We start from the raw sequence: 25,849 nt of genomic DNA, 5'->3' as shown, positions 1-25,849 counted from the left end.
CCAATTGTTTCATAACTAATCAGGTTATCCACCATAGAAGGTGGAAACTCAGGACTCCTCGACCGACTCCACCGACATCAGGGGGTAGCCGTCCGCCATCGCCATCTCGGTGTGGACGGTCACGTCCTCGTACGCGATGCGCATCCGGACCTCGGAGAACCGGCCGGTCCACTCCGTGTAGTCGGCGCTCCCCTCGGCGAGCGCGTCGGCCAGTTCCTCCCCTCGCATCTCGACGGCCACGTCCTCGCAGTGGGGCTGGTTCTCGATGCTCGCCTCCATCGCGGTCGCCAGCGCGTCGGCGCTGTCGGGCGACAGCGGTGTCCCGGCGAACTGGTGGTAGAGCGAGCCGAACTTCACGCCCGCCTCGAAACACGCCACCTCGCGGTCGGTCGGCTGATTCTCGTCGGCCCGTGGCGCCGGCCCGTCGTCGTCCCGCGGCGCCGACCCGTCGGCCGGCAGGTCGTCGGTCATACGGGCCAGTCCACCGGGACCGACAATAACCGTTGGGAGCCCCGGAACCGTGTCGTTCGGGCCCACGCGACCCGTCAGAGAGCGACACGGAACGCGTATACGTTCGCACGGACTCACTCGCGTATGGACTACGAAGCCTCACTCACCAGAGCGCTCGACGCGCTCCCCGAGCGGAGCGCGGAGAGCTCCCGCCTCTCCGTCCCGGACCCCGAGGGCCAGGCCGACGGCGCCTTCACCCGGTTCACCAACCTCGACGATGTCGCCGACGCGCTCAGCCGCGAGACCGAGCACGTCCACTCGTTCGTCCAGCGCGCGCTCGCGACGGCCGGCCAGCTCAGCGAGGGCGTCGGCCGCTACAACGGCCGCTTCGACGGCGCCGACTTCGACGCCGCCATCACCGACTACATCGAGGAGTACGTCCGGTGCTCGGAGTGTGGCCTGCCGGACACCCGCATCGTGAACGAGGACGGAACGCAGATGCTCCGCTGTGACGCCTGCGGTGCCTTCCGCCCGGTCTCGAAGCGCCGCTCCAGCAGCCAGCAGCAGGCCGACGCCGTCGAGAAGGGCGGCCGCTACACCGTCGAGATCACCGACACCGGCCGCAAGGGCGACGGCGTCGCCAAGCGCGGCGGCTACACCATCTTCGTCCCCGGCACGCAGGAGGGCGATGTCGTGGACGTCTACATCGAGAACATCTCCGGCCAGCTCGCCTTCGCGCAGACGGAGTAAGGCTGAACGGCTGTTCCAATTCCGCGGCGGTCGGCCGATACTTTTCTCCGATGACGTGGGCACCGACGGCATGGCGACGACGCCGGAGGAGTGTCTGGACGCGCTACGAGAGGCCGCCGAGCGACTGGAGGAATCGCCGACGAAAGCAGCATACGAGGAGCTGGGGCTGCAGCCCGCGTCTGCAACCATCATCCGACAGGTGGGAGGCTGGAACGCGGCGAAGGAACAGGCCGGACTGGAAACGAACGCCTCCACGGGGTCCCGGGTGGGCCCCAGGCCCGACGACGTGGACGTTTCCGACGAGGAATGGGCCGAGATGACGGCCGACCGGCGCTGGGACTATCGGAACCGCGAACGGAACGCCCAGTTGACCCTGAAGCGACGCGCACGGCACCGGGCGTGGGTCAACGAGCGGAAGGCGGAACGTGGCTGCCGACGATGCGGCGAGGACGACCCCGCCTGTCTGGACCTGCACCACACCGACCCGGCCGCGAAGGAGCGCGCCGTCGGAAAACTCATCACCCACGGCCACGGCCGGGAGCGGCTCCGAGAGGAACTCGATGCCTGCGAGGTGCTGTGCGCGAACTGCCACCGGCGCGAGCATCACGACACGGCGACCGACGGCCTGCGCGGTTGGGTCCACGCCCACAAGGCGACCCGTGGGTGTGGGCGCTGCGACGAGGACGACCCGGTGGCCCTCGACTGCCACCACGACGGAGCGAAGGGGACGACCGTCGCCCGGTTACTGGCGAACGGCCGACCGTACGAGATAATCAGAGAGGAGATCGCCCGCTGCGTCGTCCTCTGTGCGAACTGCCACCGGCGGGAACATCACGAACCGCCAGCGCCCGATGAAGACTGAGAACCGGGAGCCGGTAACGGGACTCCGCAACACTCATATATCGATGTCCGCTAGCGATGTCTGTAGACGCAGTCCATTGGGGTAGATCGGCCAATCCTGTTGCCTTCTGGGGGCAACGACCCTGGTTCGAATCCAGGATGGACTATAACTCTTTAACTTCACATTTTACCGAGTTATTCGGCATCGTGAGTCCGGCGTCACGACCGTCGTGACACCAGTCCGGGAGGAGTTCTCCCCCACGAACCAACCCTTTACCCACACCCGTCCAAGCACGCCCGTGCACGAACCGACCGAGCGGGTGCAGCGGGCCTCACGCTCCCAGATACGGGTGATGTACGACCTCGCGGAGGCGGCCGACCGCGACCTCGTCCGGCTGGAGGTCGGCGAGCCGGACTTCGACACGCCCGAGCACGTCATCGATGCCGCCGCGGCCGCGGCCCGGGACGGCGCGACCCACTACACGCCGAACGCGGGGACCCCCGAGTGCCGGCGGGCCATCCGGGACGCGATGGCGGCCGACTACGGGGTCGAGCACACCATCGACGAAATCGTCGTCACGGTCGGCGGGATGGAGGCGCTCCACCTGGCGACGATGGCGGTCGTCGGCCCGGGGGAGGAGTTGCTCTATCCAGGGCCGGCGTGGCCGAACTACGAGACACAGGCGTTCCTGGCCGACGGACAGCCGGCCGAGGTGCCGATGCCGGCCGAGACGGGGTTCGCCCTCGACCCGGGCCGGCTGGTCGACCGGATGGGTCCCGAGACGGCGGCGGTCGTCCTCACGACGCCGTCGAACCCGACCGGGCGGGTGTTCGAGCCCGCGGCCATCCGGGCGGTCGTCGAGGCGGCTGCCGACTGCGGGGCGTACGTCATCGCCGACGAGGTGTACGCCGGGTTGACCTACGACCGCGACCCGCGCGGCGTCGCGGCACTCACCGGGCACCCGTCGCACGTCCTCACGGTCGGCTCGTGTTCGAAGACGTACGCGATGACGGGCTGGCGCCTCGGCTGGCTCGCCGGCGACCGGACCGTCATCGACGAGGTGACGAAGGTTCGCGAATCGACGACGGCCTGCCCCTCCAGCGTCGCCCAGGCGGCGGCCATCGAGGCCCTCACCGGCCCACAGGCGCCGTTCGAGGGCATGTACGAGGCGTTCGCGGAACGGCGTGACCTCGTCGTCGACCGCATCGCCGACATCGACGGCCTCTCCGCGCCGCGTCCGGAGGGTGCGTTCTACGCGTTCCTCGACCCCGATGTCGACGCCGACGCCCTCTCGTTCGCGAAGTACCTCCTCCGGGAGCACGGCGTCGTGCTCGCGCCGGGCAGCGGCTTCGGGACCGCCGGTGAGGGACGGCTCCGGCTCTCCTTCGCCGCCTCGAAGAAGCGCCTCCGGACCGGCCTGGACCGCATCGCCGCCGGCATCGCATCGTACTGACATCGGTCGCCCGGGATACTGACATCGGTCGCCCGGCATCTCGCTCGAACGCTCGCACGTCACCGGACGGGCAGCGGTTCCGGCGTCGTGCCCTCAGCCGAGCACGCGCTGGAGCAACCGCTCCAGCGGCAGCCGGTCGAGGAACCGTTCGACCGGCGCCGGGAGACCGGTCGTCAGGGCCATCAGGACCGTCAGCCCGGCCGCTGCGAGCACGACCAGGAAGAGTCCTCCGAGGACGCCCCCCGGCTGGAGTACCGAGCGGTCCGGGCGGCGGGGGTTGTAGTGGACGGTCACCTCGCTGTCGGTTGGGTACGCCTCCAGCCACTCGCGGGCCCCGGAGCGGGAGCTGAACGACGGACCGCTGCCGACGGCGATGCGGGAGCTGACGTACGTCGTGCCGTCCACATCGTACTCGTACCGGAGCTTCGGGCTGTAGGAGGTGGAGCCACCCTCCGAGGAGGTACTGCTCGTGATATCCTGTCCACGGACGACACCGCTCGTCGTCGGCCAGCGGTAGGTCCGGAGCCCCTTCACCATGATTCGGAGGCCGAACAGCAGGAACAGCCCCCCGAAGGCGAAGATGAAGGTCACCGGCGGGATGTCGCCGGCAATGGCGGTGGGGATGCCGACGGGGATGTCCGCCGCGAGGACGATAGCCGGGACGAGGAAGACGACGGAGCCGACGAGGAAGAACAGCAGCCGCGTCGACCAGGTCCACGTCCGGAGGAACGACCGCGACGGGTCCGCGGGGTCGTACGGGACCGTCACGCGGGTGTTCTCCTCGTAGCTGTCGGCGATGCGCTCGGCGTAGCGGCGGCGGCGGATCGGCCCGTCGAACGGGGACACCCGGACGTTGACGTAGGTCTCCCCGTCGACGCTGTACTCGTAGCGGACGAACGGGACGTAGCCGCCGGAGGTCGAGCCGGTCGTGGTGAGGCCGCCGAAGCTGTCCCGGAGTTCGCGCAGCGTGAACACCCGCGACTCGAGGACGACGGCCTCGGTGGTCGGCCACCCTCGGGCCGCAAGCGCCGTCCGTGCCGGGGCGAGCCCCACCGCCAGGGCCACCAGCCCCATCATGGCGAGGAAGGCGCTGAACGGCCCGAACAGGACCCACCACCCGACCAGCAGTCCGATTCCGACGACGAGATACCGCCAGTCCAGACTGGGCCGGCCCTGGTAGACATCCGCCAACCGGTCCTCGACGCTGGCGCTCCCGTGTCCTGTGCCCCCCGTCCCGGTGCCACCCTCCGTCCCGGATGGCTGTTCCCGTGGTTCCCCTCCCATCTCGAGTTGTCCTTGCGAACCATGGGTGTTAAATCATGACGTGTCCCCGGAGGAGAGAGGCGAATGCGCGCGGATACCACGACAACGCGGCGGCCGATGGGGGGCGGAAGCCGGTAGGGGCCACGGGGGCGATGGGCGGCAGCGGCACGGTCGCCCGTCGGCCTCGCCGCCGCCCGGACGGCCGTACCGGGGCGTCCACACGACGGGGCCACCGCCGACATACTTGTACCTCGGCCACCGAGCGTGGGCATGGAGCCGTCCCACGTCCTCGTCCCGCTGGACGGGTCGCCGCTCGCGGACGACGCGCTGGCCCACGCACTCGCGGTGTTCGACTGTCCGGTGACGGTGCTGAACGTGGTGACACCGCTCGACGCCGGGATGAGCGAGGGGGGCGTCCTCGAGACCGCGGAGGAGCGACAGGCGGCCGCCCGCGAGCGGGCCGACGAACTGGTCGCGGACGCGAAACGCCGGGCCGAGGAGGCCGGAAGGACCATCGACACCGCCGTCGAAGCGGGCGACCCCGCCGACACCATCCTCGGGTACGTCGAGGACCACGACATCGACCACGTCGTGATGGGCGGGCACGGCGGGTCGCGGGGCGACCTCGCGCGGCGGCTCCTCGGAACCGTCGCGACGAAGGTCGTCGGCGAGGCGTCGGTGACGGTGACGGTCGTCCGGTAGCAACGCGGCGCGTCATCCGATAGCTACGAGCCCAGCACCGTCGCGAAGACCCGGTAGAGGCCGAACCCGATGCCGACCGACGTGCCGAGCGTGAGCACCCAGAAGGTCAGCGTGATACCGATCTTCCGGCGCGAGACGCCCGCCGAGCCCCCGGCGAGACCGCCACCGATGACGCCGGAGATGATGATGTTGTTGAACGAAATGGGGATGCCGAGCGCGATGGCGACCTGGGCGATGATGAACCCCGGGACGAGCGCGGCGATGGAGCGCCGGATGCCGAGCTGGGCGTACTCCCGTGAGGTGGCCTGCAGGAGTCGCGGCGCCCCCATCCACGCGCCCCCGAGGATGCCGACCGCACCGACCGACAGGAGGACGATTCCCGGCAGTCCCAGCTCCGAGACGTAGAGGTTCTCCAGCGGGCCCGTCGCCAGTCCCACCTGACTCCCGCCGCTGGAGAACGCGACGATGCTACCCAGCGCGACGAGGAACGTCTTCACGCCCCGGTCGACGGAGGCCTGCGTCCGTCGGCGGATGAACCAGAAGCTGGCAGCCGCGGCCAGCAGCGTCGCGGCGACGACCGCGAGGTCGATATCGGCGACGACCGGGGAGGAGACGGCTCCAGCGAGATACCCGGCGATGGAGTTCTGCGTGGCCTCACCGGGCGCGGGGATGATGCTCAACTCGACGTTCGCGACGATGCCGCCGACGACCCCCGCGAGCAGGGGGATGCTCACCGTCTCGGGCACGTCGTCGCGGCGCAGGAGGGTGGCGGTCAGGTAGGCCAGTCCGCCGGAAACAGGGGGGACCAGCGCCCAGAAGACGGCGATGCGACGGTAGGTGTCGATGGCGGGGGCACCCCCAAGCGAGAGGCCGACACCCACCATCGCGCCCGTGGTGGCGAACGCCGCGGGGACGGGGTAGCCGGTGAAGATGCCGAACGCCATGAACGCCGTCGCCGTGAGCAGGCCGGCCGTCGCCGCGAGCGACGTGATGGCGACGCCGTCGATGAGGCCGGCGCCGACCGTCTCGGAGATGCTCCCGCCCTGCGTGAGCGCGCCCAGCGCCGCGAGGATGCCGATGAGGAAGGCCGCCCGCATCGTCGAGATTGCGTTCGCGCCGATAGCGGGGGCAAAGGGCGGCGAGTTGCTGTTCGCGCCGAGCGCCCACGCCGTCCCGAGGCTGGTGACCGTCGCGAGCACGACCAGACCCCAGAAGACGACCGCGGTCACCGTCGGAGCAGCCCCCCGATCCAGTGGCGGAGTCCCCCAACCGTGTCGCCATCGCGGGCGAGAATGACCGTCCGGCCGGTGCGGTCGACGACCCGCCGTGGGACCGATCCGGCCAGTTTCCGCCTGATGGCCCCCTGTCGAGTCGCCCCCATGACGACCACGTCGTGGTCGCTCGCTTCCGCGACGATGGCGTCGGCCACGTCGTCGGCCGCCCCGACCGCCGTCGCCGTCGACACGTCCGGGCCGTCGTCGGCTAGGGCCTCCCGTTCCTCGGCGACGAAGGCCTCCGCAGTGTCCGTGTCCGTCCCGTCGGTGGCGACCGAGAGCACGAGGACGCGGGCATCGTTCCGGGCGGCGATGGCCCGCGCGACGTTGGCCGCCGCGTCGGCGTGAGGCCCCCCCGCGACCGGGAGCAGGACCGACTCGACCCCGTTCGCCTCGCGGCCGACGCGCTCGATGTAGAGGTCACAGCGTGCCCGCTCGACGAGCGTGTCGATGGTGCTCCCGAGGACGGCGTCGCTCCGGCGTCGCTGCCCGTGCCAGCCGACGACGAGCGCAGCCGGGTCCGTCTCCGCGACCGTCGCGAGCAGCCCCTTCGCGACCGACCGTCCGGTGACCACGTCGCGCTCGAGGGCGACACCCTCCGGCGTCGTCACCGACTCGATCAGCTCGTGGCTCTCCTCGGCGAACTCGTCGACGATGGTCTCGTCGGCGAAGACGCCGAACGGGGAGTCGTGGGGCTTCACCGCGACGGTGACGAGCCGGACCGTGCCGGGGCCGAGGGCCGCGAGGTCACCCGCGGTCCGGACCAGCTGCTGGGCGGCCTCCGGGTTCCCGACGCCGACCAGTACCTGTCCGCCGGACCGCTCGTCGTCCATTGCTACAGGTTCGGGCCACTCCCGTGTTAAACGTTCGCGGAGCGGGGCGGCCGCGGCGACGCGACGAGGGGCGGCTGTCAGGCGAACACGCCGGTCCGTTCCCGGCTCTTCCCGTCGGCGCCGATGAGCACGCGGCCGGCCGACCGTGGGCCGTCCTCCCGGACCGTGTCCGGTACAGTGACCTCGGTCCTGACGAACGGTCTCGGGCGGTTCATCTGGTAGATGGTCGGGCCGCTGTACTCCAGCGGGAACCGTTTCAGCTCCAGCCGGAGCCCGTCGGGGCGGACGGCGCCGACGAGGTAGTTGACCGGGGAGTGGGCCCCCCAGAGCGCGCCGTGGGTGACCTGCCAGACCCCGTCGGCACGGTCGACGGTGAGCGCGTGGTGCTCGCCACAGAGGTAGGTGTCCACGTCGAACTCGCGGAGCGCCCGCCAGAAGCCCGACTCGCGGCCGCCGTCGAGGTAGAGCGCGCTGGAGTGGCGCGACTTCACCGGTCGCAGGACGGGGACGTGGCCCTGGACCACGACGTGGTCGGCGTCGGTCGCCGAGAGGACCGAGCGGAGCCACGCCAGCTGCTCGCCGGTGACCGAGACGTGGACCGCACCGTCGCGCCGCTCGAAGGTGTCGACGGTGACCAGCAGGAAGTTCTCCCGCTCGACCGTGTAGGCCAGGCCCTCGTACCCCTCCGGGCCGTTCCGGGGCGTGTCGAACTGGCGGGCGAACTGGCGCTCGAACGTCGCCGTCAGGTCGTAGGTGTCCTGGTTCTCCCACTCGTCGTCACCGAGTTCGTGGTCGCCGACAGCCGGGTAGAGGGTGATATCGTGGTCGCGCATCCGGCGGACGTAGCCGCCCCAGTAGGCGTTGGCGTACAGCCGGACCTGCTTGCGTGATTCCCACCACCGCGCGTCCATGATGTCGCCGGCGACGAGCGTGAAGGCCGGGCCCTCGCGCTTGAGCCGGTCGAGGAACCAGCTCAGGGCGTCCTCCCAGCCCGCCATCGGATACGGGATGTCGGCGTTGAACAGGTCCGGGACGCTGGTGAACCGGAAGCTCCCGGCGGCGGGCGTACGGTCGGTCGGCGAGACGGGCGACTCGCCCGACGCCGTCGGGTCGGGGCCGTCACCGCCGTCGCCCCCGTCGCCGGTCAGCCCGGAGCAGCCCGCCAGGCCGGTCGTCAGTGCCGCTCCCGTGGTCGCGAGTACCCGGCGCCGGGTGCGGCGGCGTCGCATGGTCGGCTCTCGGAGGACCAGCGGCAAAAATCACGGGGCAGGATGCAGGTCCCGGCGGGACTACTCGGCGCGCACGAGCCGGTAGACCCCGCCACCGTTCGCGCCCGTCCCCAGCATGTACAGCTCGCCGTCGGCGTCGCGGCCGATCGAGAGGAGCCGACCGAGGGCGCTCGCGTCGTCGCCGAGGCCGAGGGTGCGGGTGGGCCACCGGTCGCCCTGCTCGGGCCGGGTCGCGACGAACAGCCGGCCGTCGACCTGCAGGTCGCCGAAGACGTAGGCACCCTCGAGCCCGGGAATCGCGTCACCGCGGTACACCTGGCCGCCGATGACGGAGATGCCGCTCACGCCGTCGCCGGAGTGGGGGTACTCGACGATGGGGTCGACCAGCGGCTCACCACCACGCACGTCGTCCGGCGTCGCGTCGGGGCAGTCGTCCGCGCCGTAGCAGTGCCGGCCCTCCCTGACGTTCCAGCCGTAGTTGGCGCCCTTCTCGACGATGCTGACCTCCTCGAACTTGCTCTGTCCCACGTCGCCGACGAACAGCCGGCCGTCGTCGAACGCCATCCGGTAGGGGTTGCGCAGGCCCCAGGCGTAGTGCTCGTCCAGCCCCTCGCGGCCGACGAGCGGGTTGTCCTCGGGGACGGCGTACGGCGTGCCGTCACCCTCGCCGTCCACGTCGATACGGAGGATGGACCCGAGGAGGTTCTCGGTCACGTCCTGCCCGTTGCCGCCGTCGACCGCGTCGTACCAGTCGGCGACGTGGCCCGTGCCCTGGTCGCCACCCGCGCCGCCGTCGCCGACCGCGACGTAGAGGAAGCCGTCGGGACCGAACGCGAGGTCGCCGGCGTTGTGGTTACCCTGCGGTTCGGGAATCTCCAGCAGCGCGCGCTCGCTGTCGCGTCTCGCGCGGCGGCCGTCGCTCGTGGCCGCGAACTCGGCCAGGACGAACGTGTGCGAGTAGTTCGAGGGCGTCCCCTCGCGCGAGGGGGCGCTGTAGCGGACGAAGACGCGCCGGTTGTCGGCGAAGTCGGGGTGGAGCGCGATGCCGAGCAGACCCTTCTCGCCGCCAGCCGTCACCGTCTCCCGGAGGTCGAGGAACGGCTCCTCCCGGCGGCTCCCGTCCTCGACCGTGTGGACGATACCCTGCTGTTCGGCGACGTACGCACGGTCCGCGTCGGGCGCGAACTGGATGTCGAGCGGCGCCCGGAGCCCCTCGACGAACGGCTCCAGCCCGACCGCATCCGGGAGGTCGGTCTCGTCGGGGAGTGTGTCGGTCGGCGTGTCGGGCGCGCTGCCGTCGCCACCGTCACCGCCACCCGGGAGCGTACAGCCCGCGAGGCCGGCCGCCGCGCCGGTGGCCGCGACCCGGAGAAGGCGCCGCCGGCTCGTGGATGGGTCCATACCGGCAGCGAGGGGCGGGACCCACAAATACGCCCGCCACCCGGTCGTCCGCGCACCCCAACCGCAACCGAGCGGTCGGCGACCGGCGCCGCGTCGGTGCGGTGGCTGACCGCCGGCGGGCAGCGGTTAAACGAGCCCCGAATCGGTCGCACCGTGTTTATGCGACCGGGGTGAGAGGCGGGGGTATGGCTCTGCGAGCCGACGAACCACATCCCGAGGTCGAACTCGTTCTCGAACAACTCGCCGCCCTGAACGCGCTCCCGCTCAACCAGTACGGCCCCCGGGGCGCCCGCGACCTGTTCTCGCAGTTCAACGCCGACGAGGACGAGCCCGAGGTCGGGCGCGTCCACGACTTCACCGTCCCCGGCTACCAGCCCCAGGAGGGCGAGCAGCGCGACCCCGTGCCAGTCCGGCACTACCGCCCCGGCGAGGCCAACGAGGACCGCCCGACGGTCGTCTACTACCACGGCGGCGGGTTCGTCATCGGGAGCCTGGACAGCCACGACGTGACCTGCCGGCATATCTGCAACCGCGCGCAGGTCAACGTCGTCTCCGTGGACTACCGCCTGGCTCCGGAGGACCCGTTCCCCGCGGCAATCGAGGACGCCTACGCCGCCGCGAGCTACGTCCACGAACACCCCGAAGAGGTTGACGGCAACGGCCAGCTCGCCGTGATGGGCGACAGCGCCGGCGGCAACCTCTCGGCCGCGGTCTGTCAGATGGCCCGCGACCGGCGGGAGGACGCCGCCGCAGCCGGTGAAACCGGCGAGGGAACGCGAGAGCCCGCGATGCCCATCCCGGACATCGACCGGCAGGTGCTCCTCTACCCGGCCGTCGACGCCCGGCAGGACCGACCCTCCTGGGAGCAGAACAAGGAGGGCTACTTCCTCGTCGAGGAGGACATGCTCTGGTTCTTCGGCTGCTACTACGGCAGCGACGTCCACCAGAAGAACCCGTACGCGTTCCCGCTGGAGGGCGACCTCCACGACCTGCCCCCGGGAACGGTCGTGACAGCCGGGTTCGACCCGCTCCGGGACGAGGGCATCGCCTACGCCGAGAAGCTGGGACAGGCCGGCGTCGACGTCGAGCACCGCAACTACGACGATGTCATCCACGGCTTCCTCACGATGCTCACCGAACCCGTCGAACTCGAGCGGGCCCACGAGGCGATCGGCGACATCTGCGAGAACCTGCAGCGCGGGTTCGGTATCTACGAGTAGACTGATAAATTCGTTCATTTTATCAAGAACCCAGTACTTCGGACCTTATACGACACCTCCATCACTAATCCCTTACTTTGAAAGCATAACATAGATACAGGCATGCAGAGTCCCACATCGGCTCATATCACTGTTACGGCGGAACTGCCACCGAATCCCTCACCCGCTCTCCCGGGGGGATGTGTGACTCCGACGGAACCGCTCCCGAAGCCCTCACCTGCTCGACCATCCGGGACCCGCTCGGTCGCTTCGCTCCCTCGCGTCGCCTTCGGCGACGGCTGCGCTCCTCGCTCGCGTTGCTCGCTGCGGTGCTTGCCGGGTCCGGGATGGGTCGAGCGGGTTCGCCCTTCGGAAGTCCACCAGGCCCGCGCGTGGGTCAGTCGGGTCCGTGGGCCTCATGCCTCCCCAGCCGCCTGCGGTGCTCGCTGCCGCTGCGCTCCTCGGCCCTCGCGCGCTTAGAGATGGACGGCGACCGCTGGTAGCTCGCGGCATGAAGCCGCTCGCGGAGGCGGGCGCCGTCCACCAGCGCGCGCCGGTTGGGCTGACGAGGCTGGCACGCACCAGACGAGCGGCTGGGTCGACCGGCTGGTTCCGGAACCAGGAAGCGCGCTTGTGCCTCCGCCGTGGAGGTCGTTCGAGAGAGCGACGCCCTCTCGTGATCACGAAGTCTTCGATTTTCGGACGACCGCGACCGCAGGGAGCGTGCCGGAACACCGCGGCGTCCTCGTGAGCGAAGCGAACGAGGGCTCGTCAGAGCTTGCTCTGACGGCGCGAGCGCGGGGGTGTGGGGACACTGCGCTCCGCTGGAACCACCAGACGCGAACGCTCCGGTGAACAGCCGAATCCTAGTGGACTCGAAGCGCGAGGGCTTCGCAGGGGTCTCAGCCGTCGCCGGACCTCGAATGACAAAACGCAACTCCTCCACCAGACCCGTTCTACATCGTTTCGAGAATGTCCAGCACGCGCTCCTCGTTCTCGCGCTCGGGACCACGCTCCCCCTCGAAGCCGCGTTCGCGGACGTGTTCGACGGTCGCCGCCACGGCCTCCTCGTGCGGTGTCGACCGCCAGCCCAGGTCCCGGAGCTTCGTCGTGTCCAGCACGTGGGGGTACCCCCGGTAGAGCGGGAAGTCCTCGTGGACCAGGTCGCCGGCCTCGAGTTCCCGGGTGCCGGCCGTGACGACCTCGGGATGCGAGCCACAGGCGTCGGCGACGAGGTCGACCCACTCACCCAGCGTCGGGAGATGGTCGTCGCCGCAGTTGTACGCCTCGCCCGGCTCGCCGCGGTCGAGGAGCGTCAGGATGGCGTCGGCCACGTCCGCGACGTAGACGAGGTGTCGGAGATTGGTGCCGTCGCCCGGCACCAGGACACGGTCGGCGCCGTCCACACGGTCGACCCAGTAGTCGAACCGCTCCGTGTAGTCGTGGGGGCCGTAGACGATGGGCGGGCGGAGGCTCATCGCGTTCACCCCGTCCTCGGCCGCCGCGAACAGCCGCCGGTCGGCCTCGGCCTTTCTGTTCCCGTAGGTGTCCCAGGTGTCGTCGGTCGCCTGCTCGTCGGTGCAGTCGTGGAGCGGAGTCTCCCCCTCGCGCTTGGGGATGCGCTCGGCGCCGTAGGCGGCACCCGAACTGACGAAGACGTAGGCGTCGACATCGGCGAAGACCTCGCAGGCGACCGCCACGTCACGGGGGTAGTAGGCCACGCAGTCGACCACCACGTCCGGGTCGACGGCCTGGCGGGCGTCGCGGAGGTCGTCGTCCTCGCGGCGGTCGCCCTCCACGTGGCCGACCGCGTTCCCGAACGGTGACTCGCGGTTGCCGCGGTTGAAGGTAGTCACCTCGTACCCCTCGGCGCGGAGGGCCTCGACGGTGTGGCGGCCGATGAATCGGGAGCCACCGATGACGAGCGCGTCGGCGTCGGTCATACCGGCGGGTCGCCCGGCCGGGGGAAGTCGGTTTCGGCGAGGGAGCGAAGCCGTCACCCGGCGCTCAGACCCGGCGCCGCCCGAGCAGCCGCGCAGCGACGGCCGTCGGCACGACGACCCAGCCGGCGAGCGCGGCGGCGACGACCGGCACCGAGAGCCCGGCCGCAGCCAGCACGCTCCCGAAGCCGCCCGCGACGACATCGACCTGCGAGAGCGCCAGCACCCGGAAGCAGTCCACCGGGTTGAGCAGTACGGCGACCGCGACCGCCCGCGACCCCAGGTCGAGGCCGGCGATGGCGGCGAACGCGACCAGGTCGTGCAGCAGCACGACCCAGAGCCAGCCCGCCAGCGAGAGCCCCAGCGCGTGGGTCTTCTCGACCGCCACCGTCGAGACCAGGGTTGCGATGGCCAGGACGGCCCACCCCAGCGCGACCGCCGCGAGCGCGACGGCGGCGTACGCGCCGAGTCCGCCCGGCCCGAGCGTCAGGGTCAGTACGAGTCCGCCGGGGAGGAAGCCGACCAGCGTGGCGCCGCCGAGCACCGCCGCACGGCCCGCGAACCGGCCGACGAGGAGTTCCGCGCGGGAGAGTGGCAGCGCGAGCACGAGTTCGAGCGACCCGCGTTCGTCGGCCCCGACGACCGTGTCGTAGCCAACCGCGACCGCCGCCAGCGGCACGAGGTAGACTCCCAGCTCGACGACCGTCGCGACGACGGCGTCGGCCCGGCCCGGCCCGACCGCCGAGCCGCCGAACCGGACCACCGCGACCGTGAACAGCCCGAACAGGGCGACGAGACCGACCGCCCACCGGCTCCGGACGAGGATGCGGTACTCGCGGGTCGCGACCGCCGCGAGCGGGTCACCGCTCGGGAACCGGGCCGACCGCCGGACCGGTTCCGCAGTCGCTGCCGCGTCCCCGGTCCCCGTCGCGCCCGAAGCCGCCACGCCGCCGTCCGGCGAGGGGTCGCCCGTGCTGGCTCCGGCACCGTCGGCGCCCCCGGGCTGGTCGTCGCCCCGGGAATCCCGCTCGTCGGTCATGCCGTCTCACCTCCTGTTCCGGCGGGGCGCTCCGGGTGCGTCCCGTCGTCCTCGGTGCCGCCGACGGCCTCGTGGAACGCGGCCTCCAGCCCCGGTTCGGTCACCTCGAACCGTTCGAGGGGGTGGGCCTCGCCGACGGCGACCAGCGCGTCGTACGCCTCGCCCGGCGGGCAGTCCACGGTCACCCGCGTCCCGCGCTGCGAGACGGCCGCCACGGCCGCCCGCTCCCGGAGCAGCCGGGCGGCGTCGGCCGCGGCCTCCGGGTCCGGGAGTGCCAGCGAGACGGTCACCGCCTCACCCGACCGTCGGAGCTGCTCGACCGGGCCGTCGACCGCGACCCGCCCGTCGTTCATCAGGACCGCCCGGTCGCAGAGCCGCTCGATCTCCGACAGCGCGTGCGAGGAGAACAGGACGGTCACGTCCGTCCGGTCGGCGAGCGCGCCCACCACCTCGTGGAACGCGGCGATGCCGTCCGGGTCGAGCCCCGCGGTCGGCTCGTCGAGGATGAGCACGGCCGGGTCGCCGACGAGCGCCGTCCCGAGGCCGAGTCGACGGTTCATCCCGTTGGAGTAGCCGCCCACCCGGCGGTCGGCGGCGTCGGCCAGCCCGACCGTCGCGAGGATCCGCCGGACGTGGTGGGCCCGGCCGTCCGCGGGGACCCCCCGGACGCGGGCGTGGAACCGGAGCACCTCGCGCCCGGTCAGGTTCGCCGGGAAGCCCGCGTGTTCGGGCAGGTAGCGGACCAGCTCCCGGACCCGGTTCCCGTCGGCCGGGTCGGCGCCGGCGACGCGCACGGTCCCCTCGTCCGGCCGGTTCAGCCCGACCAGGAGCTTGAACAGGGTCGTCTTCCCGGCCCCGTTGGTGCCGAAGACGCCGACGGACTCGCCGCGACCGACCGATAGCGAGACTCCATCGAGCGCCTGCACGTCGCCGTACGCCGCTGATACGTCAGTTATCTCGATCATCGTAGTACTGCCTCCAGTCGTCGTGTGCTGGTTCGGTACGCGGTCGGCTATCGACGATGCCCGGCGACTCGATGGCGGGGACGGTCGCCTCGGCCAGGCGGACGGCATCGAACGCCGGGCTGGTGGCGAACACCCGGGTCGCCGGCTGCCTGGCGGTCACCTGCTCGATTGCCCCGGCAGGCTGGTGGCGGGTCTCCCCGACCCCGTCGTCGTCGAGGTCGACCGGGTTCGCGCCGGCCCAGTAGTTGCCGGTGCTCGTGTTCCAGTACACCTGCTCCTCCAGCACGGCCAGCACGGCGCGGTCGTTCCGGAGGAAGCTGTTGTTGGTGACGGTCGTGTCCGTACTGCCCGCGGTGAGGTGGACACCGACATCGTTGCCGGCGACGAGGTTGTCGGTCAGCGTGTTGCCCACCGAGTTGTACATGAACACGCCGTTGCCGTTCCCGACGAGGTGGTTCCCGCGGACCGTCGTGTCGTCGATGCTCTTCAGGAGGATGCCGTGGCCGGACTGACCGGTGTTGTTGACCGCGACGTTGTCAGCGACGACCAGCCGCTTCGACACCATCAGCGCGTAGCCCGCGTCGTTGTCGAACGCGAGGTTGTCCACGAGCCGGCAGTCGTCGGAGTACATGTAGTGGACTCCGTAGCGCAGGTTCCACAGCCGGTTGCCACTCGCGGTCACGTTCGAGGCCCAGTTGTAGTAGAGCCCGTCCCGGACGGTCGTGATGTCGTTGTTCCGGATGACGCTGTCCTCGGTGTTCCAGACCTGGATGCCGTTCCCGCGCTGGGACAGCGTCGTGATCTCCTCGCGCCCGACGATGGTCGTGTTCGACACGCGGGCGTCGCTGACCCCGTTCAGCCAGACGCCGAACGTCGTCCGGGTGATGCGGCTGTCCTGTACCGTGACGCCGCTGGCGTTGATGAAGACGGCGGCGTCGTTGCCCGAGGCGTCGCGGCCGCTGTTGCGGACCCAGAGGTCACGCACCGTCACGCCGGGCGCCCGGATCGTGAGCACGTCGCCCTCGCCGTCGCCGTGGAGGAGCGCCGAGTCGACGCCGCTCCCCGCGATGGTGACGTTCGGCGTCCGGACGACGACCGTCCCGTCGAGGCGGCCGTCGACGGTCACCGTCGCGCCCGGCTCGGCCGCCACGACGGCGCGCTGGAGACTGTCGTACGATTCGCCGTCGACGGTCACGACGCCGTCAGCCGTCGGTGCCGTGAACGCGTCCGTGTCGGGCACGGACGGCTCGAATCCCGAGGGCGCCGAGTCCGACGACGCGTCGCCGGGCGCGACGGCGGCGGCCGCCCCGAGCGAGCACAGCAGCGCCAGGGCTGCCGCGACGGCGAACGCCCGTTCCAGCGCGATTGTATCGAGCATCGTCTGTCAGTCCGCGGTCGTCGTGTCCTCGATGTCGTTCACCGCGTGATTCTCCGTCGGCTGGTCCGCCGATGCGTGGTTCTCCGTCGGCGCGTGGTCGTCCACCGACGTACGATCCCTCGTCGGTGTGCGGTCGTCCACCGACGTGCGGTCCCCGGTCGCCTGGTCCCCGGGCACCTCCCCGGAGCCGCCCCCGGGCAGCCGCTCGCGGATGACCGCGACTCGACTCCGGACGCGGCCAGGGAGGTCCCGGAGGCCGACGGTCGTGTCGCGGTAGTAGTACGCCACCGCGAGCAGCGCGACCGCGGTCATCGCCATGTAGGCGCCGACCCCGAACCGGGAGTAGCTCGTGATGTTGGCGACCTCGTAACGGCCCCACAGCGGCGGCGTGAACCCCGCGACACCCATCACCGGGGCGTCGGGGTCCAGCGTGTGGCCGGCCTGGTGGAGCCGGTACTGGATGTCCGCCAGCAGCACGGCGAAGACGGCGACGGTGCCGACCAGCTGGTAGGTCAGGCCGCGCTTGAGCTTCTCTACTGTCGGCGCGAGCGCGACGAAGGCCGACAGCAGCGAGACGAGCACGAACGCGACCGGTCCCAGCGACCACTCGGGCACCTCGATGGCGCCGTCCTGGACGGGATAGTTCGGCTCGACGAACACCGGGTCCGGGAAGTAGAACCCGATGTAGTGGTTCAGCCGCGCCATCTCCGTGAAGTCGCCCGCGATCCGGGGGTAGGCGTACAGCTCCACCTGCAGCACCGTGCTCGGGTACTGGACGGCGTGGACGCTGATGCGCCACATCGGGAACGCCAGCGCGGCGACGAACAGCACCGCCGCTGCGACGGGGAACGCCCGTCGGACCTCGGTGAACTCGTCGAGGGTCGGTCGTTGCATCTCCTGTCACCTCCGTTCTCAGGCGGGCTCGACGAGCATCCGGCTGCGCATCTCCAGGTGCAGCGCCGAGCAGAAGAACGTGCAGTAGATCCAGTAGACCCCGGGCTCGTCGGCGGTGAACGTCACCGTCTCCGTGTCCTGGGGCGGCACGGCGTAGTTGATGTCGTACTGGGGGATGGCGACCCCGTGGACGATGTCCTGCACGCTCTCGATGTTGGTCGTCGTCAGCGTCACCTCGTCACCCTCCTGGACCGTGAAGTCCGGGAGGCCGAACTCCGAGCGCTTGGTGATCATCTTGACGTGGACGCTGTTCTCACCGGTGCGCTCGACGCCGGAGTCGGCCTCCTCGATGTACGTCTCCTCGTAGTCGGCCGGGTCGTAGACCTTCTTGGCGTCGATCTTGTCCCGGTGGGCGAAGACGCAGTCGTGGGGCTCCGGGTACGCCGGGTGGTCGGCCACCAGCTCCATCGACTTCTCACCCTGGCCGATGTGGATGAGCTGGTCGTTGTCCGGCATCGTCGGCCCGACCGGGAGGAACCGGTCCTTGGACAGCTTGTTGAGGCAGACCAGCCACTCCCCGTCCGGGTCGGTCGACATCGCCTCCAGCGCCTGGATGTGGCCGGGGTTGTAGTGGACGTCCTGCTTCTCGATGATGGGGTCCTCGGAGCCGGTCTCGGCCTCGACGGCGGCCTGGATGTCCCACTTGGCGACCTGGCTGTCGATGAACAGCGAGGTGTAGGCGTGGCCGTTGCCGTCGAAGGTGGTGTGGAGCGGCCCGAGGCCGACCCGGGGGCGCCCGGCAACCGCCTCGGACGGGTCCGAGACCTCGCTCAGTGCGTTGATATCCAGCATCGTCACCGTCGGGGAGAGCTTCCCGGCGATGAACGCGTAGTCCCCGTTCGGCCCCACCTCGACGCAGTGGGGGCTCTTCGGCGTCGGGATGTACTTCACGATGGGGCGGTCCCCCTGATTGAGGGAGCTCTCCTTCGTCCCGTCGACGACGGGCACGCCGTTGACCTCCTCGTAGTCGCCGTTCTCGACGGCCTGTTCGATGGCCGGGATGTCGAACGCCTTCACGTCGTCGCGGTCGTTCTTGGTCATCCCGGTGATACTGGTCGCCTCCTCGCTGTTGTACGCGGAGGCGATGGCCCAGCGGCCCTCCTTGCCGCTGTCGACGATGTCGAGGTTACCGTCGACCTTCACCTGCCACAGGGTCTCCATCGACTCCGGGTCGACCGCGACGAACAGCGACGTGTACGCGTCCGGGTTGTCCACGTCGCGGCCGTCGTTGGGCAGGGGCGCACGGAACTCCCCGTTCCCGAGGACGTACTTCGTGTCCGGGGAGAGGACACAGCAGCCGTGGATGGCCTGCATGTTCGGGACGTCCGTGATGGCGTCCGTCTCGAAGTACGTCAGGTTCACCCGGGCGATACGGCCGTTCGCCTTGTCGTTGACGAACAGGAACTCCCCGTCGTAATCGCCGTCCGTCTCCGAGAGGTTCGGGTGGTGGTTGTCACCCCAGGTGTAGTCGCCGCCCTCCTCCAGCAGCTCCTTCGAGCCGTCGGTGTAGCCGTAGCCGGTGGCACAGTCCGTGTTGAACACGGGGATACGCGTCAGCTCGCGCATCGACGGGATGCCGACGACGCGGAGCTCGCCGGAGTGGCCACCCGACCAGAAGCCGTAGTACTCGTCGTGCTCGCCCGGCGCGACCTTGTGGCCGGGGCCGGAGCCGCTCGCGCCGCCGTCGCCGCCACCGCCGCCAGTGATGTTCGAACAGCCGGCCAGCGCCCCCATCGCGCCGGCGGCCGCGCCGGCCTTCATGAAGTCCCGCCGGTTCAGCGACAGGCCCGGCAGGTCCAGCGACACCACCGGCTCGTCGGCCGTCCGGTCGTCCGGGGCCGGCTCGACCTCGGCCAGCACGTCGTCGAGCCGCTGTTCGTACTCCTCGATCACGTCGTTCGGGTCACGGCGCTCGTCGGTGGACATATCAGATCACCTTTATCTCGCCGACCATCCCGTTCATCTCGTGCGGGATGCAGTAGTACTCGTACGTCCCGGTCGTCTCCAGGGTGACCTCGTAGGTCTCACCCTTCGGGATGTTGCCGCCCTGTTCGTTGTTGTACGCCTCGACGGCGGCCGACTCGGAGTCGTACCCGCCCGACGCGAAGTACGCCGCGCCGTCGGGGATCTTGTCCTCGTATGCGGTCACCGTGTGGCCGATGCTGCCGACGTTCTCGAAGGTGAGCGTCGTGCCCGCCTCCACCTCGACCTTCGGGGGGTCGAAGGCCAGCTCGTCGGTCATGTCGACGGTGTCGGTCTGCGTCCAGCCGTCGCCGCCGCTGCCGCCGTCGCCACCGTCGCTCCCGCCATCGCCACCGCTGCCGCCGTCACCGCCGGTATCGCCGTCGCCACCGTCGCCGGACGTACAGCCGGCGAGGCCGACGGCCGTCGCTGCGCCCAGACTCCGGATGAGGGTTCGCCGTGTCGTCATGCTTGGCTCACATCCGTCCATCGACCCTGCATCCGGATATACCGGGAAGCCGGCGCCCAGTGGCCGGGAAGCCGGGGCGAACGGGTTCGGGTATTCCTTTTTATGTCTCGCGACGCGTTCCGAGACGACGGCCGCCGCCGGGTCGTCCCGGCGGGCAACCGGTCGCCACACACCTATGACCGACCTAGACACGACCGAGCCGACCACGCGCCCCGTCCGGCAGTGCCTGGAGACGACCCTGCGTCGGCAGGGGTACCAGCCGGTCGACTACCCGACGCTGGCCCCCGCGAGCCGGTACGCCGACCACGGCCCCGGGGGACTCCTCGCAGTCGCCGACCCGGCGGACGAGTCGGGCGAACGCTCGGCCCGCGACGGTGACGAGGACACTGAGGACACCGACGACACCGAGGAGGAGACGGTTCTGGTCCCGGAGCTGACGACGGCACTCGCCCGAGCGGTCACGGCGGGTGACGACGCCGACCCGGAGCAGTCGGGGCGGTGGCGGGCGACGGGACCCTGCTGGCGGGCAGCCGGCGTCCGTGCCGACGACCGCCGCGAGTTCCACCGCACGGCGGCCATCCGCCTCGACGAGGGCGGCCCCGATGCCGACGCCGAGCTGCTGTCGCTCGCGGCGTCGGCGCTCGATGCGTGTGGCCTCGATGGGCCGGGCGCGAGAATCCGCGTCTCCCACCGGGGGCTCCTTGCGGCGGTCTTCGACTCGTTCAGCGGCGATATCGACATCGAGGCCGCCCTGACGGCGACGGCGACCCACGACACGACCGCGGAGGCGTACCACGAGGCGCTCGTCGAGGCTGGCCTGAACTACGGCCAGGCGGACACGCTGACCGAGCTGCTCGGGGTCGGAATCGCCGACCTGGACGCGCTGGCCGACCTGACCGGCTCCGACGCCGTCCGGTCGGCCGTCGACGACCTCCGGACCGTCCTCGATGCCGCCGGCGAGGTGGTCGAGCGGGTCGAGGTCTCGCTGGCCGCGCTCCCCGACCGCCCGTACGACACCGGCATCACCGTCCGGGTCGCGGGGACGGCCGACGGCCACCCGCCGGCGGTTCTGGGAGGGCGGTTCGATGCCCGGCCCCTGGCGTCCGGGACATCCGGAGCGTCCGGGGCGGAACCACGCCCGGCTGTCGGGCTCGAATTCGACCATCCCGTGCTCGCGCGCCTGCGCTCGCGAGCGGAGTGAAGGACATCCCGCCGGCGCATCGTGAGCGGCCCACTCGTTCGGTGGAGTCACCGGAAATCCGACGCCGGCGTCGGGTCGTCGGGACCGCCACGCGAACCCTTTTGCGCGTCCGCCCCCTACTTCTGGCAACCAGATGCGCCGCCAGCCCGCGATTTCGCCCGCCCGTGCAGGACTCGTCCTGGTCGTCGCCTGCCTGGTGCTCGCACCGGCAGCGCCGGCCCTCGGCACCGCCGCCGCGGTGCCGGACGCCCGCCTGCAGTTCTCCAGCGTGGCGACCGCGCCGGCTGCCCCGACGACGGGTGAGCCCGTCACCGTCTCCGCGACCGTCCAGCTCTCGGCCGGCAGCGCCGCCACCGCCGAAATCGAGCGTGTCCTCCTCCGCAACGATTCGACGACCCTCGCCCGCGCCGTCGGCCCGGGGTCGCTCTCGCAGGGCGACAGCCTCACCGTCGACCTCGTCACCTCCTTCGCCGAGCGCGGACAGAAGGACCTCACCCTCGTCGCCGTCGCCAACTCCTCGACCGCCAACGAGACCGTCCGCATCGAGCGCCCGGTGACGCTGGTGGTCCGTGACTCACCGCCCGGGATGGACGTGACCGTCCCCGACCCCGTCGCCGGCGTCGAGAGCCGGGTCGCGGTCGAGCTGTCGAACCCGAACGCCGACGCCGTGAGCGACCTCGAGGTGACCATCGAGGGCGACCGTGCGGTCCGCAAGCGCGCCGTGGTGCCGACGCTCGCGTCGGGCACGACCACCTCGGTCAACCTCTCGATTCGCCCGACGGCGGGCGAACAGACGCTCGTCGTCGCGACGGCCTACACCACCGCCACCGGCGAGCGCGACGTGACCCGTCGCCGGGTCACCGTCGACGCGCCGCCGCTCCGCGAGGACGTGGGTGTCGCGGTCACGCGCGTGCCCCCGCCAGAGGAGGGCGGTGGGAACGCCAACGTCGCGGCCCTGCTCGGCGGCGCGGCCGGTCTCGGCGGCGGCGGTGGCGGTGGCGGCGGCGCGCTCCAGGAGGAGGGCGGCGGCGAGGACACCTCCGAGCGCGTGCAGGTCGCGGTGACGAACTTCGGCAACGCGCCCCTGGAGAACGTCGTCGTCCGGCCGCACGCGGGCGACCGTCGCCTGCCACGGCAGTACGTCGGCCGCCTCGCCCCCGGCGAGACCGGCTCCGTCCAGGTGGACCTCTCGACCGTCGAGAGCTCGGCGACTGTCGTCGCGGTCGCGAACTACACGGTCGCCGGGACAGGGCCCGCCGGGTCCCGCGACGCCGACGTTCGCGACGCGGACGCTCGCGCCCGGCAGGGACGCGCCCGGGGGAGCTTCGAGTTCCGCCAGCCCGCCGGCGATATCCGCGTGACGGACGTCTCGCTCTCCTTCGACGACGACGGCACACTTCGTATCAGCGGCAACGCGGGCAACATCGGCACCGCCCCGGTCGACGGCGTGGTCGTCCAGATGGGCAGCAACGAGTTCGTCGAGCCCGCGTACCCGGGCCGGACGTACTTCGTCGGCACCGTCGACGGCAGCGAGTTCGCACCCTTCGAACTCACGGCGGACGTGGACGCCGCGAACGCCACGGAACTCCCCGTCCGGGTCACCTACGTCGTGGACGGCGAGGAGCGCACCCGGGAGGCGACGCTCCCGTTCGACCGGGACCTCGAACCGCCCGAGCGGAAGCGCGGTGGCCTGCTCTCACTCGGCATCGCGCCCCTGACCGGGCTCGGCGTCGCGGCTGCGCTACTGGTCGTCGGCGCACCGCTCGTCTACCTCCGCCGGCGATGAGCGAGGATGTCGGAGTGGCAGGGGAGGCAGACGAGGCCGAGTCGGGCGGTGCGGATGGAACCGAGACGGGCGGCGCGGACGCCTCACTCGGGGCCGACACCGAGACGCCACTGGAACTCACGAACGTCGTCAAGGCGTACGAGACCGGCGCGGAGACGGTGCGGGCGCTGAAGGGCGTCGACTTCGCCGTCGAGCGCGGCGAGTTCGTCTCCGTCATCGGCCCCTCCGGCTCCGGCAAGTCGACGATGCTGAACATGCTCGGCCTGCTGGACACGCCCACGTCGGGCGAGGTGCTGCTGGACGGCGTCGACGCCGCGACCTACGACGACACCCAGCGCACGGACGCCCGGCGCGAGTACATCGGCTTCGTCTTCCAGCAGTTCTACCTCATCGACGCGCTCACCGCGGTCGAGAACGTCACGCTCCCGACGGTCTACCAGCGCGACCCCGGCGCGGAGGCGCGCGCGGAGGACCTCCTCCGGCGGGTCGGACTGGGCGACCGCCTCGACCACCGGCCCACGCAGCTCTCGGGCGGGCAGAAACAGCGGGTCGCCATCGCGCGCTCGCTCATCAACGAGCCGGCCGTGGTGCTGGCCGACGAGCCGACGGGGAACCTCGACCAGGAGACCGGCACCACCATCCTCGAGGAGTTCGCCGCCGTCTGCGACGAGGGGGTCGCCGTCGTCACCGTCACGCACGACCCGCTGGTCAACGAGTTCGCCGACCGCGTCGTGGAGCTCGTCGACGGGGTGATCCGGGATGTCCGATAGCGACTCGTCGCCCGGGCCGGACGCCGAGGGCCGACTCGGGCTTCTCGAGCGGTTCCCGTCGGTACTGATGGCCCGGCGGAACCTCTCGCGCAACCGGCTGCGCTCCGGGCTGGCGGCGCTGGGCATCGTCATCGGCGTGCTGGCCATCGCGACGCTGGGCATCTTCGGCAACGTCCTCCAGCTCTCGGCGACGAACGAACTCGGCGGCCTGGGCAACCAGGTCATCGTCAGCCCGAACGAGGACACCGGCGCGGAGACCCTCTCACCACGGGACGTGGCGGCGGTCGAGCGCATCGCGGAGGGCCGGGGGACGGCGGTCCCGCTGGTGACCGACGGCGCGGTGGTGACCGGCCCGAGCGGGCAGACGTTCGCGCAACTGTACGGGCTCGACCGGCCACGAGCACTGTTCACGGCCCGGGCGGGGACGGTGCCGGAGTTCCACCGCCAGGGGGCGCTCGTCGGCTCGTCCGTGGCCGGTCGGCTCGGCCTCCAGCCCGGGAGCGCCGTCGAGATCGAGGGGCAGCGCTTCCGCGTCATCGCGGTGCTGGCCGAGAGCGACGACATCACGCCCATCCAGCCGTCGAACGCCGTCGTCCTGCCCCGCGACGCGTTCGCGCAGGACGCCCCCAGCCAGATCGTCGTCCAGGCCGACTCCGGCGAGGACGCCTCCTACGTCGCAGGAACGGTCCGCGACCGGCTCAACGCCCGAGAACGCCGGGTGAGCGTCTTCGAACTGTCGAGCATCCTCGACCGCATCAACGAGTTCTTCGGCCTCCTGAACGGCTTCCTCGTCGCCCTGGGAGCCGTCTCGCTCGTCGTCGCCGGCGTCGCCATCTTCAACGTGATGCTGATGTCCACGACCGAGCGCCGCGGGGAGATCGGCGTCCTCCGGGCGGTCGGGGTGCAGAAGGGCGACGTGCTCCGGACGCTCATCGTGGAGGCGACGCTGCTCGGCATCGTCGGTGGCTTCGGTGGCGTCGTGCTGACGACCGTCGCCGTCGGCGCCCTCTACCAGTTCAGTCCCATCGGGCTGGACGTGGTCCTCCACCCGAGCAACGGCGTCTACCTCGTGGTCGCGTTCGCGTTCGGCGTGTTCATCAGCCTCGCATCCGGCCTCTACCCCGCGTACAGGGCCGCGAACGAGGAGCCCGTCGACGCACTCCGGGACTGACGGCTCGCCGCCACGGCGGGCGCTCGGTTGCAATCGTGGGCGCGGTGATGGATGGACCCCCCTCGGTCTCTCGCCCCGCCCCGAATCCTGCGGAGAGGACCGTCCGTGAACTTATGCTGCCGCCGGTCGTTTCGCCCGACGTGGACGGACTCGACGTCAGCGCGGTGCTCTACGCCCCGCCCGAGGAGCTGTACGAGTTCGTCACCGGGATGCGCGGCTACGCGAAGTACTCGCCACATCTGGACGAGATACGCCAGCACGGGGACGGCGGCCCCGGGACGGACTACGAGATCGTGGTCTCCTGGTGGCGGCTCTCCTACACCTCCCACACCACCGTCACGGGGACGGACCCACCCGAGCGCGTGGACTGGCGGACCACGAAGGGACTGAAGGCGCGCGGCTACTGGGGTATCGAACCGTTGCCGGACGTCGAGCCGCCCGACGACCACGACCACGCGACCCGGGTCCGGCTCCGCATCCAGTTCGACCCGGACACGCTCGGGGCCGTCCCGCTCGGTGGCTGGACGCTGGACCGGCTGTTCGACCGCATCAAGCCGCTCGTGGTGAGCGAATCCGAGCGCATCGTCGCCGGTATCGCCGAGGACCTGGAGGGCGAGCGCCGTGACGTGGCTATCCAGGTCCACCGCGGGCCGGAGAGCGTCTGAGCCGTCGCTCTCCGGGCGTCGGGAAAGTAGAGAGATGGTGCCGGCGCCGGAGCACGGTGTGGTGGTGGGATGGTGGGGACGTATGTCGGGTCCGTAAACGGGACCCGACGTACATGGCAGCGGGTGTCCTCCACGCCGGCGGTATCGCTAGTAG

At 70.9% G+C, this 25,849-nt stretch carries 23 protein-coding genes and 1 tRNA gene; 11 read left to right on the top strand and 13 right to left on the bottom strand.

The window, feature by feature from the left end; all coding sequences use genetic code 11:
* Positions 1–48: 48 nt before the first annotated feature.
* The gene (locus NL114_RS11800; protein WP_254821118.1) at positions 49–471 is read right to left on the bottom strand and encodes a dihydroneopterin aldolase family protein; all 423 of its coding nucleotides are present in this window, start codon (positions 469–471) and stop codon (positions 49–51) included.
* A 123-nt stretch (positions 472–594) separates the two neighbouring features.
* Between NL114_RS11800 and NL114_RS11795 the strand changes: the two genes are divergently transcribed.
* The 4 genes from NL114_RS11795 to NL114_RS11780 all read left to right on the top strand — a co-directional run bounded on the left by NL114_RS11795 (position 595) and on the right by NL114_RS11780 (position 3,494).
* The gene (locus NL114_RS11795; protein WP_254821117.1) at positions 595–1,200 is read left to right on the top strand and encodes a translation initiation factor IF-2 subunit beta; all 606 of its coding nucleotides are present in this window, start codon (positions 595–597) and stop codon (positions 1,198–1,200) included.
* Positions 1,201–1,270: 70 nt separating this feature from the next.
* Positions 1,271–2,062 (top strand): homing endonuclease associated repeat-containing protein, encoded by a 792-nt coding sequence (locus NL114_RS11790; RefSeq protein ID WP_254821116.1) that lies wholly within the window; start codon positions 1,271–1,273, stop codon positions 2,060–2,062.
* Positions 2,063–2,132: 70 nt separating this feature from the next.
* A tRNA-Gln gene (locus NL114_RS11785) sits at positions 2,133–2,207 on the top strand.
* A gap of 132 nt (positions 2,208–2,339) precedes the next feature.
* Entirely contained in the window at positions 2,340–3,494 is a 1,155-nt protein-coding gene (locus NL114_RS11780) for a pyridoxal phosphate-dependent aminotransferase (RefSeq protein ID WP_254821115.1), read from the top strand.
* Between the two features lie 93 nt (positions 3,495–3,587).
* Here the strand turns inward: NL114_RS11780 and NL114_RS11775 are convergent, their stop codons facing one another.
* Positions 3,588–4,778, bottom strand: coding sequence for a DUF3592 domain-containing protein (locus NL114_RS11775; protein WP_254821114.1), 1,191 nt, complete (start codon positions 4,776–4,778; stop codon positions 3,588–3,590).
* 249 nt (positions 4,779–5,027) lie between these two features.
* Between NL114_RS11775 and NL114_RS11770 the strand changes: the two genes are divergently transcribed.
* On the top strand, positions 5,028–5,459 hold the full coding sequence (locus NL114_RS11770) for a universal stress protein (protein ID WP_254821113.1): 432 nt from the start codon (positions 5,028–5,030) through the stop codon (positions 5,457–5,459).
* Between the two features lie 23 nt (positions 5,460–5,482).
* Here the strand turns inward: NL114_RS11770 and NL114_RS11765 are convergent, their stop codons facing one another.
* The 4 genes from NL114_RS11765 to NL114_RS11750 form a co-directional block, all read right to left on the bottom strand.
* Positions 5,483–6,688, bottom strand: coding sequence for an inorganic phosphate transporter (locus NL114_RS11765; RefSeq protein WP_254821112.1), 1,206 nt, complete (start codon positions 6,686–6,688; stop codon positions 5,483–5,485).
* Positions 6,685–7,566, bottom strand: coding sequence for a universal stress protein (locus NL114_RS11760; protein WP_254821111.1), 882 nt, complete (start codon positions 7,564–7,566; stop codon positions 6,685–6,687). Before NL114_RS11760 ends, NL114_RS11765 begins: the two co-directional genes overlap by 4 nt.
* A 77-nt stretch (positions 7,567–7,643) precedes the next feature.
* Entirely contained in the window at positions 7,644–8,795 is a 1,152-nt protein-coding gene (locus NL114_RS11755; RefSeq protein ID WP_254821110.1) for a metallophosphoesterase family protein, read from the bottom strand.
* Between the two features lie 60 nt (positions 8,796–8,855).
* Complete coding sequence (locus NL114_RS11750; protein WP_254821109.1) at positions 8,856–10,196, bottom strand: PQQ-dependent sugar dehydrogenase; 1,341 nt, start codon at positions 10,194–10,196, stop codon at positions 8,856–8,858.
* Positions 10,197–10,381: 185 nt separating this feature from the next.
* On the opposite strand from NL114_RS11750, the gene NL114_RS11745 reads away from it, so the two are divergent.
* Positions 10,382–11,416: an alpha/beta hydrolase gene (locus NL114_RS11745; protein ID WP_254821108.1), complete on the top strand. Its 1,035-nt coding sequence runs from the start codon at positions 10,382–10,384 to the stop codon at positions 11,414–11,416.
* Positions 11,417–12,351: 935 nt separating this feature from the next.
* On the opposite strand, the gene NL114_RS11740 is transcribed toward NL114_RS11745, so the two are convergent.
* The 7 genes from NL114_RS11740 to NL114_RS11710 form a co-directional block, all read right to left on the bottom strand.
* Positions 12,352–13,338, bottom strand: coding sequence for an NAD-dependent epimerase/dehydratase family protein (locus tag NL114_RS11740; protein ID WP_254821107.1), 987 nt, complete (start codon positions 13,336–13,338; stop codon positions 12,352–12,354).
* 64 nt (positions 13,339–13,402) lie between these two features.
* A complete protein-coding gene (locus NL114_RS11735) occupies positions 13,403–14,374 on the bottom strand; it encodes an ABC transporter permease (RefSeq protein WP_254821106.1) in 972 nt (323 codons plus the stop codon).
* Positions 14,371–15,339 carry an ABC transporter ATP-binding protein gene (locus NL114_RS11730; RefSeq protein WP_254821105.1) on the bottom strand — a complete coding sequence of 323 codons (969 nt, stop codon included), beginning with the start codon at positions 15,337–15,339 and terminating at the stop codon, positions 14,371–14,373. The genes NL114_RS11735 and NL114_RS11730 overlap by 4 nt, the downstream gene beginning before the upstream one ends.
* Complete coding sequence (gene nosD, locus NL114_RS11725; protein WP_254821104.1) at positions 15,323–16,717, bottom strand: nitrous oxide reductase family maturation protein NosD; 1,395 nt, start codon at positions 16,715–16,717, stop codon at positions 15,323–15,325. Before nosD ends, NL114_RS11730 begins: the two co-directional genes overlap by 17 nt.
* Before the next feature lie 6 nt (positions 16,718–16,723).
* Entirely contained in the window at positions 16,724–17,611 is an 888-nt protein-coding gene (locus NL114_RS11720) for a hypothetical protein (RefSeq protein WP_254821103.1), read from the bottom strand.
* Between the two features lie 18 nt (positions 17,612–17,629).
* Positions 17,630–19,597: a TAT-dependent nitrous-oxide reductase gene (gene nosZ, locus NL114_RS11715; protein ID WP_254821102.1), complete on the bottom strand. Its 1,968-nt coding sequence runs from the start codon at positions 19,595–19,597 to the stop codon at positions 17,630–17,632.
* Between the two features lies 1 nt (position 19,598).
* A complete protein-coding gene (locus NL114_RS11710; RefSeq protein ID WP_254821101.1) occupies positions 19,599–20,102 on the bottom strand; it encodes a plastocyanin/azurin family copper-binding protein in 504 nt (167 codons plus the stop codon).
* Between the two features lie 175 nt (positions 20,103–20,277).
* On the opposite strand from NL114_RS11710, the gene NL114_RS11705 reads away from it, so the two are divergent.
* The 5 genes from NL114_RS11705 to NL114_RS11685 all read left to right on the top strand — a co-directional run bounded on the left by NL114_RS11705 (position 20,278) and on the right by NL114_RS11685 (position 25,695).
* The gene (locus NL114_RS11705) at positions 20,278–21,303 is read left to right on the top strand and encodes an ATP phosphoribosyltransferase regulatory subunit (protein WP_254821100.1); all 1,026 of its coding nucleotides are present in this window, start codon (positions 20,278–20,280) and stop codon (positions 21,301–21,303) included.
* 133 nt (positions 21,304–21,436) lie between these two features.
* The gene (locus tag NL114_RS11700; protein WP_254821099.1) at positions 21,437–23,089 is read left to right on the top strand and encodes a COG1361 family protein; all 1,653 of its coding nucleotides are present in this window, start codon (positions 21,437–21,439) and stop codon (positions 23,087–23,089) included.
* A complete protein-coding gene (locus NL114_RS11695; protein WP_350355370.1) occupies positions 23,086–23,859 on the top strand; it encodes an ABC transporter ATP-binding protein in 774 nt (257 codons plus the stop codon). Before NL114_RS11700 ends, NL114_RS11695 begins: the two co-directional genes overlap by 4 nt.
* Positions 23,849–25,030, top strand: coding sequence for an ABC transporter permease (locus NL114_RS11690; RefSeq protein ID WP_254821098.1), 1,182 nt, complete (start codon positions 23,849–23,851; stop codon positions 25,028–25,030). The genes NL114_RS11695 and NL114_RS11690 overlap by 11 nt, the downstream gene beginning before the upstream one ends.
* A gap of 140 nt (positions 25,031–25,170) precedes the next feature.
* On the top strand, positions 25,171–25,695 hold the full coding sequence (locus NL114_RS11685) for a type II toxin-antitoxin system RatA family toxin (RefSeq protein ID WP_254821097.1): 525 nt from the start codon (positions 25,171–25,173) through the stop codon (positions 25,693–25,695).
* The last annotated feature ends 154 nt before the right edge of the window (positions 25,696–25,849 follow it).

This window comes from Haloglomus halophilum (genome assembly GCF_024298885.1).
GTDB classification, from domain to species: domain Archaea; phylum Halobacteriota; class Halobacteria; order Halobacteriales; family Haloarculaceae; genus Haloglomus; species Haloglomus halophilum.
The sequence above is the reverse complement of the archived record's forward strand: the minus strand, read 5'-3'. Positions and strand labels throughout refer to the sequence as shown.

Bases quoted from the DNA above. Each gene is read 5' to 3' on its own strand.
- NL114_RS11730 (WP_254821105.1), bottom strand. From the start codon at position 15,339: ATGATCGAGATAACTGACGTATCAGCGGCGTACGGCGACGTGCAGGCG.
- NL114_RS11795 (WP_254821117.1), top strand. From the start codon at position 595: ATGGACTACGAAGCCTCACTCACCAGAGCGCTCGACGCGCTCCCCGAG.
- NL114_RS11705 (WP_254821100.1), top strand. From the start codon at position 20,278: ATGACCGACCTAGACACGACCGAGCCGACCACGCGCCCCGTCCGGCAG.
- NL114_RS11700 (WP_254821099.1), top strand. From the start codon at position 21,437: ATGCGCCGCCAGCCCGCGATTTCGCCCGCCCGTGCAGGACTCGTCCTG.
- NL114_RS11690 (WP_254821098.1), top strand. From the start codon at position 23,849: ATGTCCGATAGCGACTCGTCGCCCGGGCCGGACGCCGAGGGCCGACTC.
- NL114_RS11770 (WP_254821113.1), top strand. From the start codon at position 5,028: ATGGAGCCGTCCCACGTCCTCGTCCCGCTGGACGGGTCGCCGCTCGCG.
- NL114_RS11790 (WP_254821116.1), top strand. From the start codon at position 1,271: ATGGCGACGACGCCGGAGGAGTGTCTGGACGCGCTACGAGAGGCCGCC.
- NL114_RS11710 (WP_254821101.1), bottom strand. From the start codon at position 20,102: ATGACGACACGGCGAACCCTCATCCGGAGTCTGGGCGCAGCGACGGCC.
- NL114_RS11735 (WP_254821106.1), bottom strand. From the start codon at position 14,374: ATGACCGACGAGCGGGATTCCCGGGGCGACGACCAGCCCGGGGGCGCC.
- NL114_RS11745 (WP_254821108.1), top strand. From the start codon at position 10,382: ATGGCTCTGCGAGCCGACGAACCACATCCCGAGGTCGAACTCGTTCTC.
- nosZ (WP_254821102.1), bottom strand. From the start codon at position 19,597: ATGTCCACCGACGAGCGCCGTGACCCGAACGACGTGATCGAGGAGTAC.
- NL114_RS11800 (WP_254821118.1), bottom strand. From the start codon at position 471: ATGACCGACGACCTGCCGGCCGACGGGTCGGCGCCGCGGGACGACGAC.
- NL114_RS11695 (WP_350355370.1), top strand. From the start codon at position 23,086: ATGAGCGAGGATGTCGGAGTGGCAGGGGAGGCAGACGAGGCCGAGTCG.
- NL114_RS11760 (WP_254821111.1), bottom strand. From the start codon at position 7,566: ATGGACGACGAGCGGTCCGGCGGACAGGTACTGGTCGGCGTCGGGAAC.
- NL114_RS11755 (WP_254821110.1), bottom strand. From the start codon at position 8,795: ATGCGACGCCGCCGCACCCGGCGCCGGGTACTCGCGACCACGGGAGCG.
- NL114_RS11775 (WP_254821114.1), bottom strand. From the start codon at position 4,778: ATGGGAGGGGAACCACGGGAACAGCCATCCGGGACGGAGGGTGGCACC.
- NL114_RS11720 (WP_254821103.1), bottom strand. From the start codon at position 17,611: ATGCAACGACCGACCCTCGACGAGTTCACCGAGGTCCGACGGGCGTTC.
- NL114_RS11750 (WP_254821109.1), bottom strand. From the start codon at position 10,196: ATGGACCCATCCACGAGCCGGCGGCGCCTTCTCCGGGTCGCGGCCACC.
- NL114_RS11740 (WP_254821107.1), bottom strand. From the start codon at position 13,338: ATGACCGACGCCGACGCGCTCGTCATCGGTGGCTCCCGATTCATCGGC.
- nosD (WP_254821104.1), bottom strand. From the start codon at position 16,717: ATGCTCGATACAATCGCGCTGGAACGGGCGTTCGCCGTCGCGGCAGCC.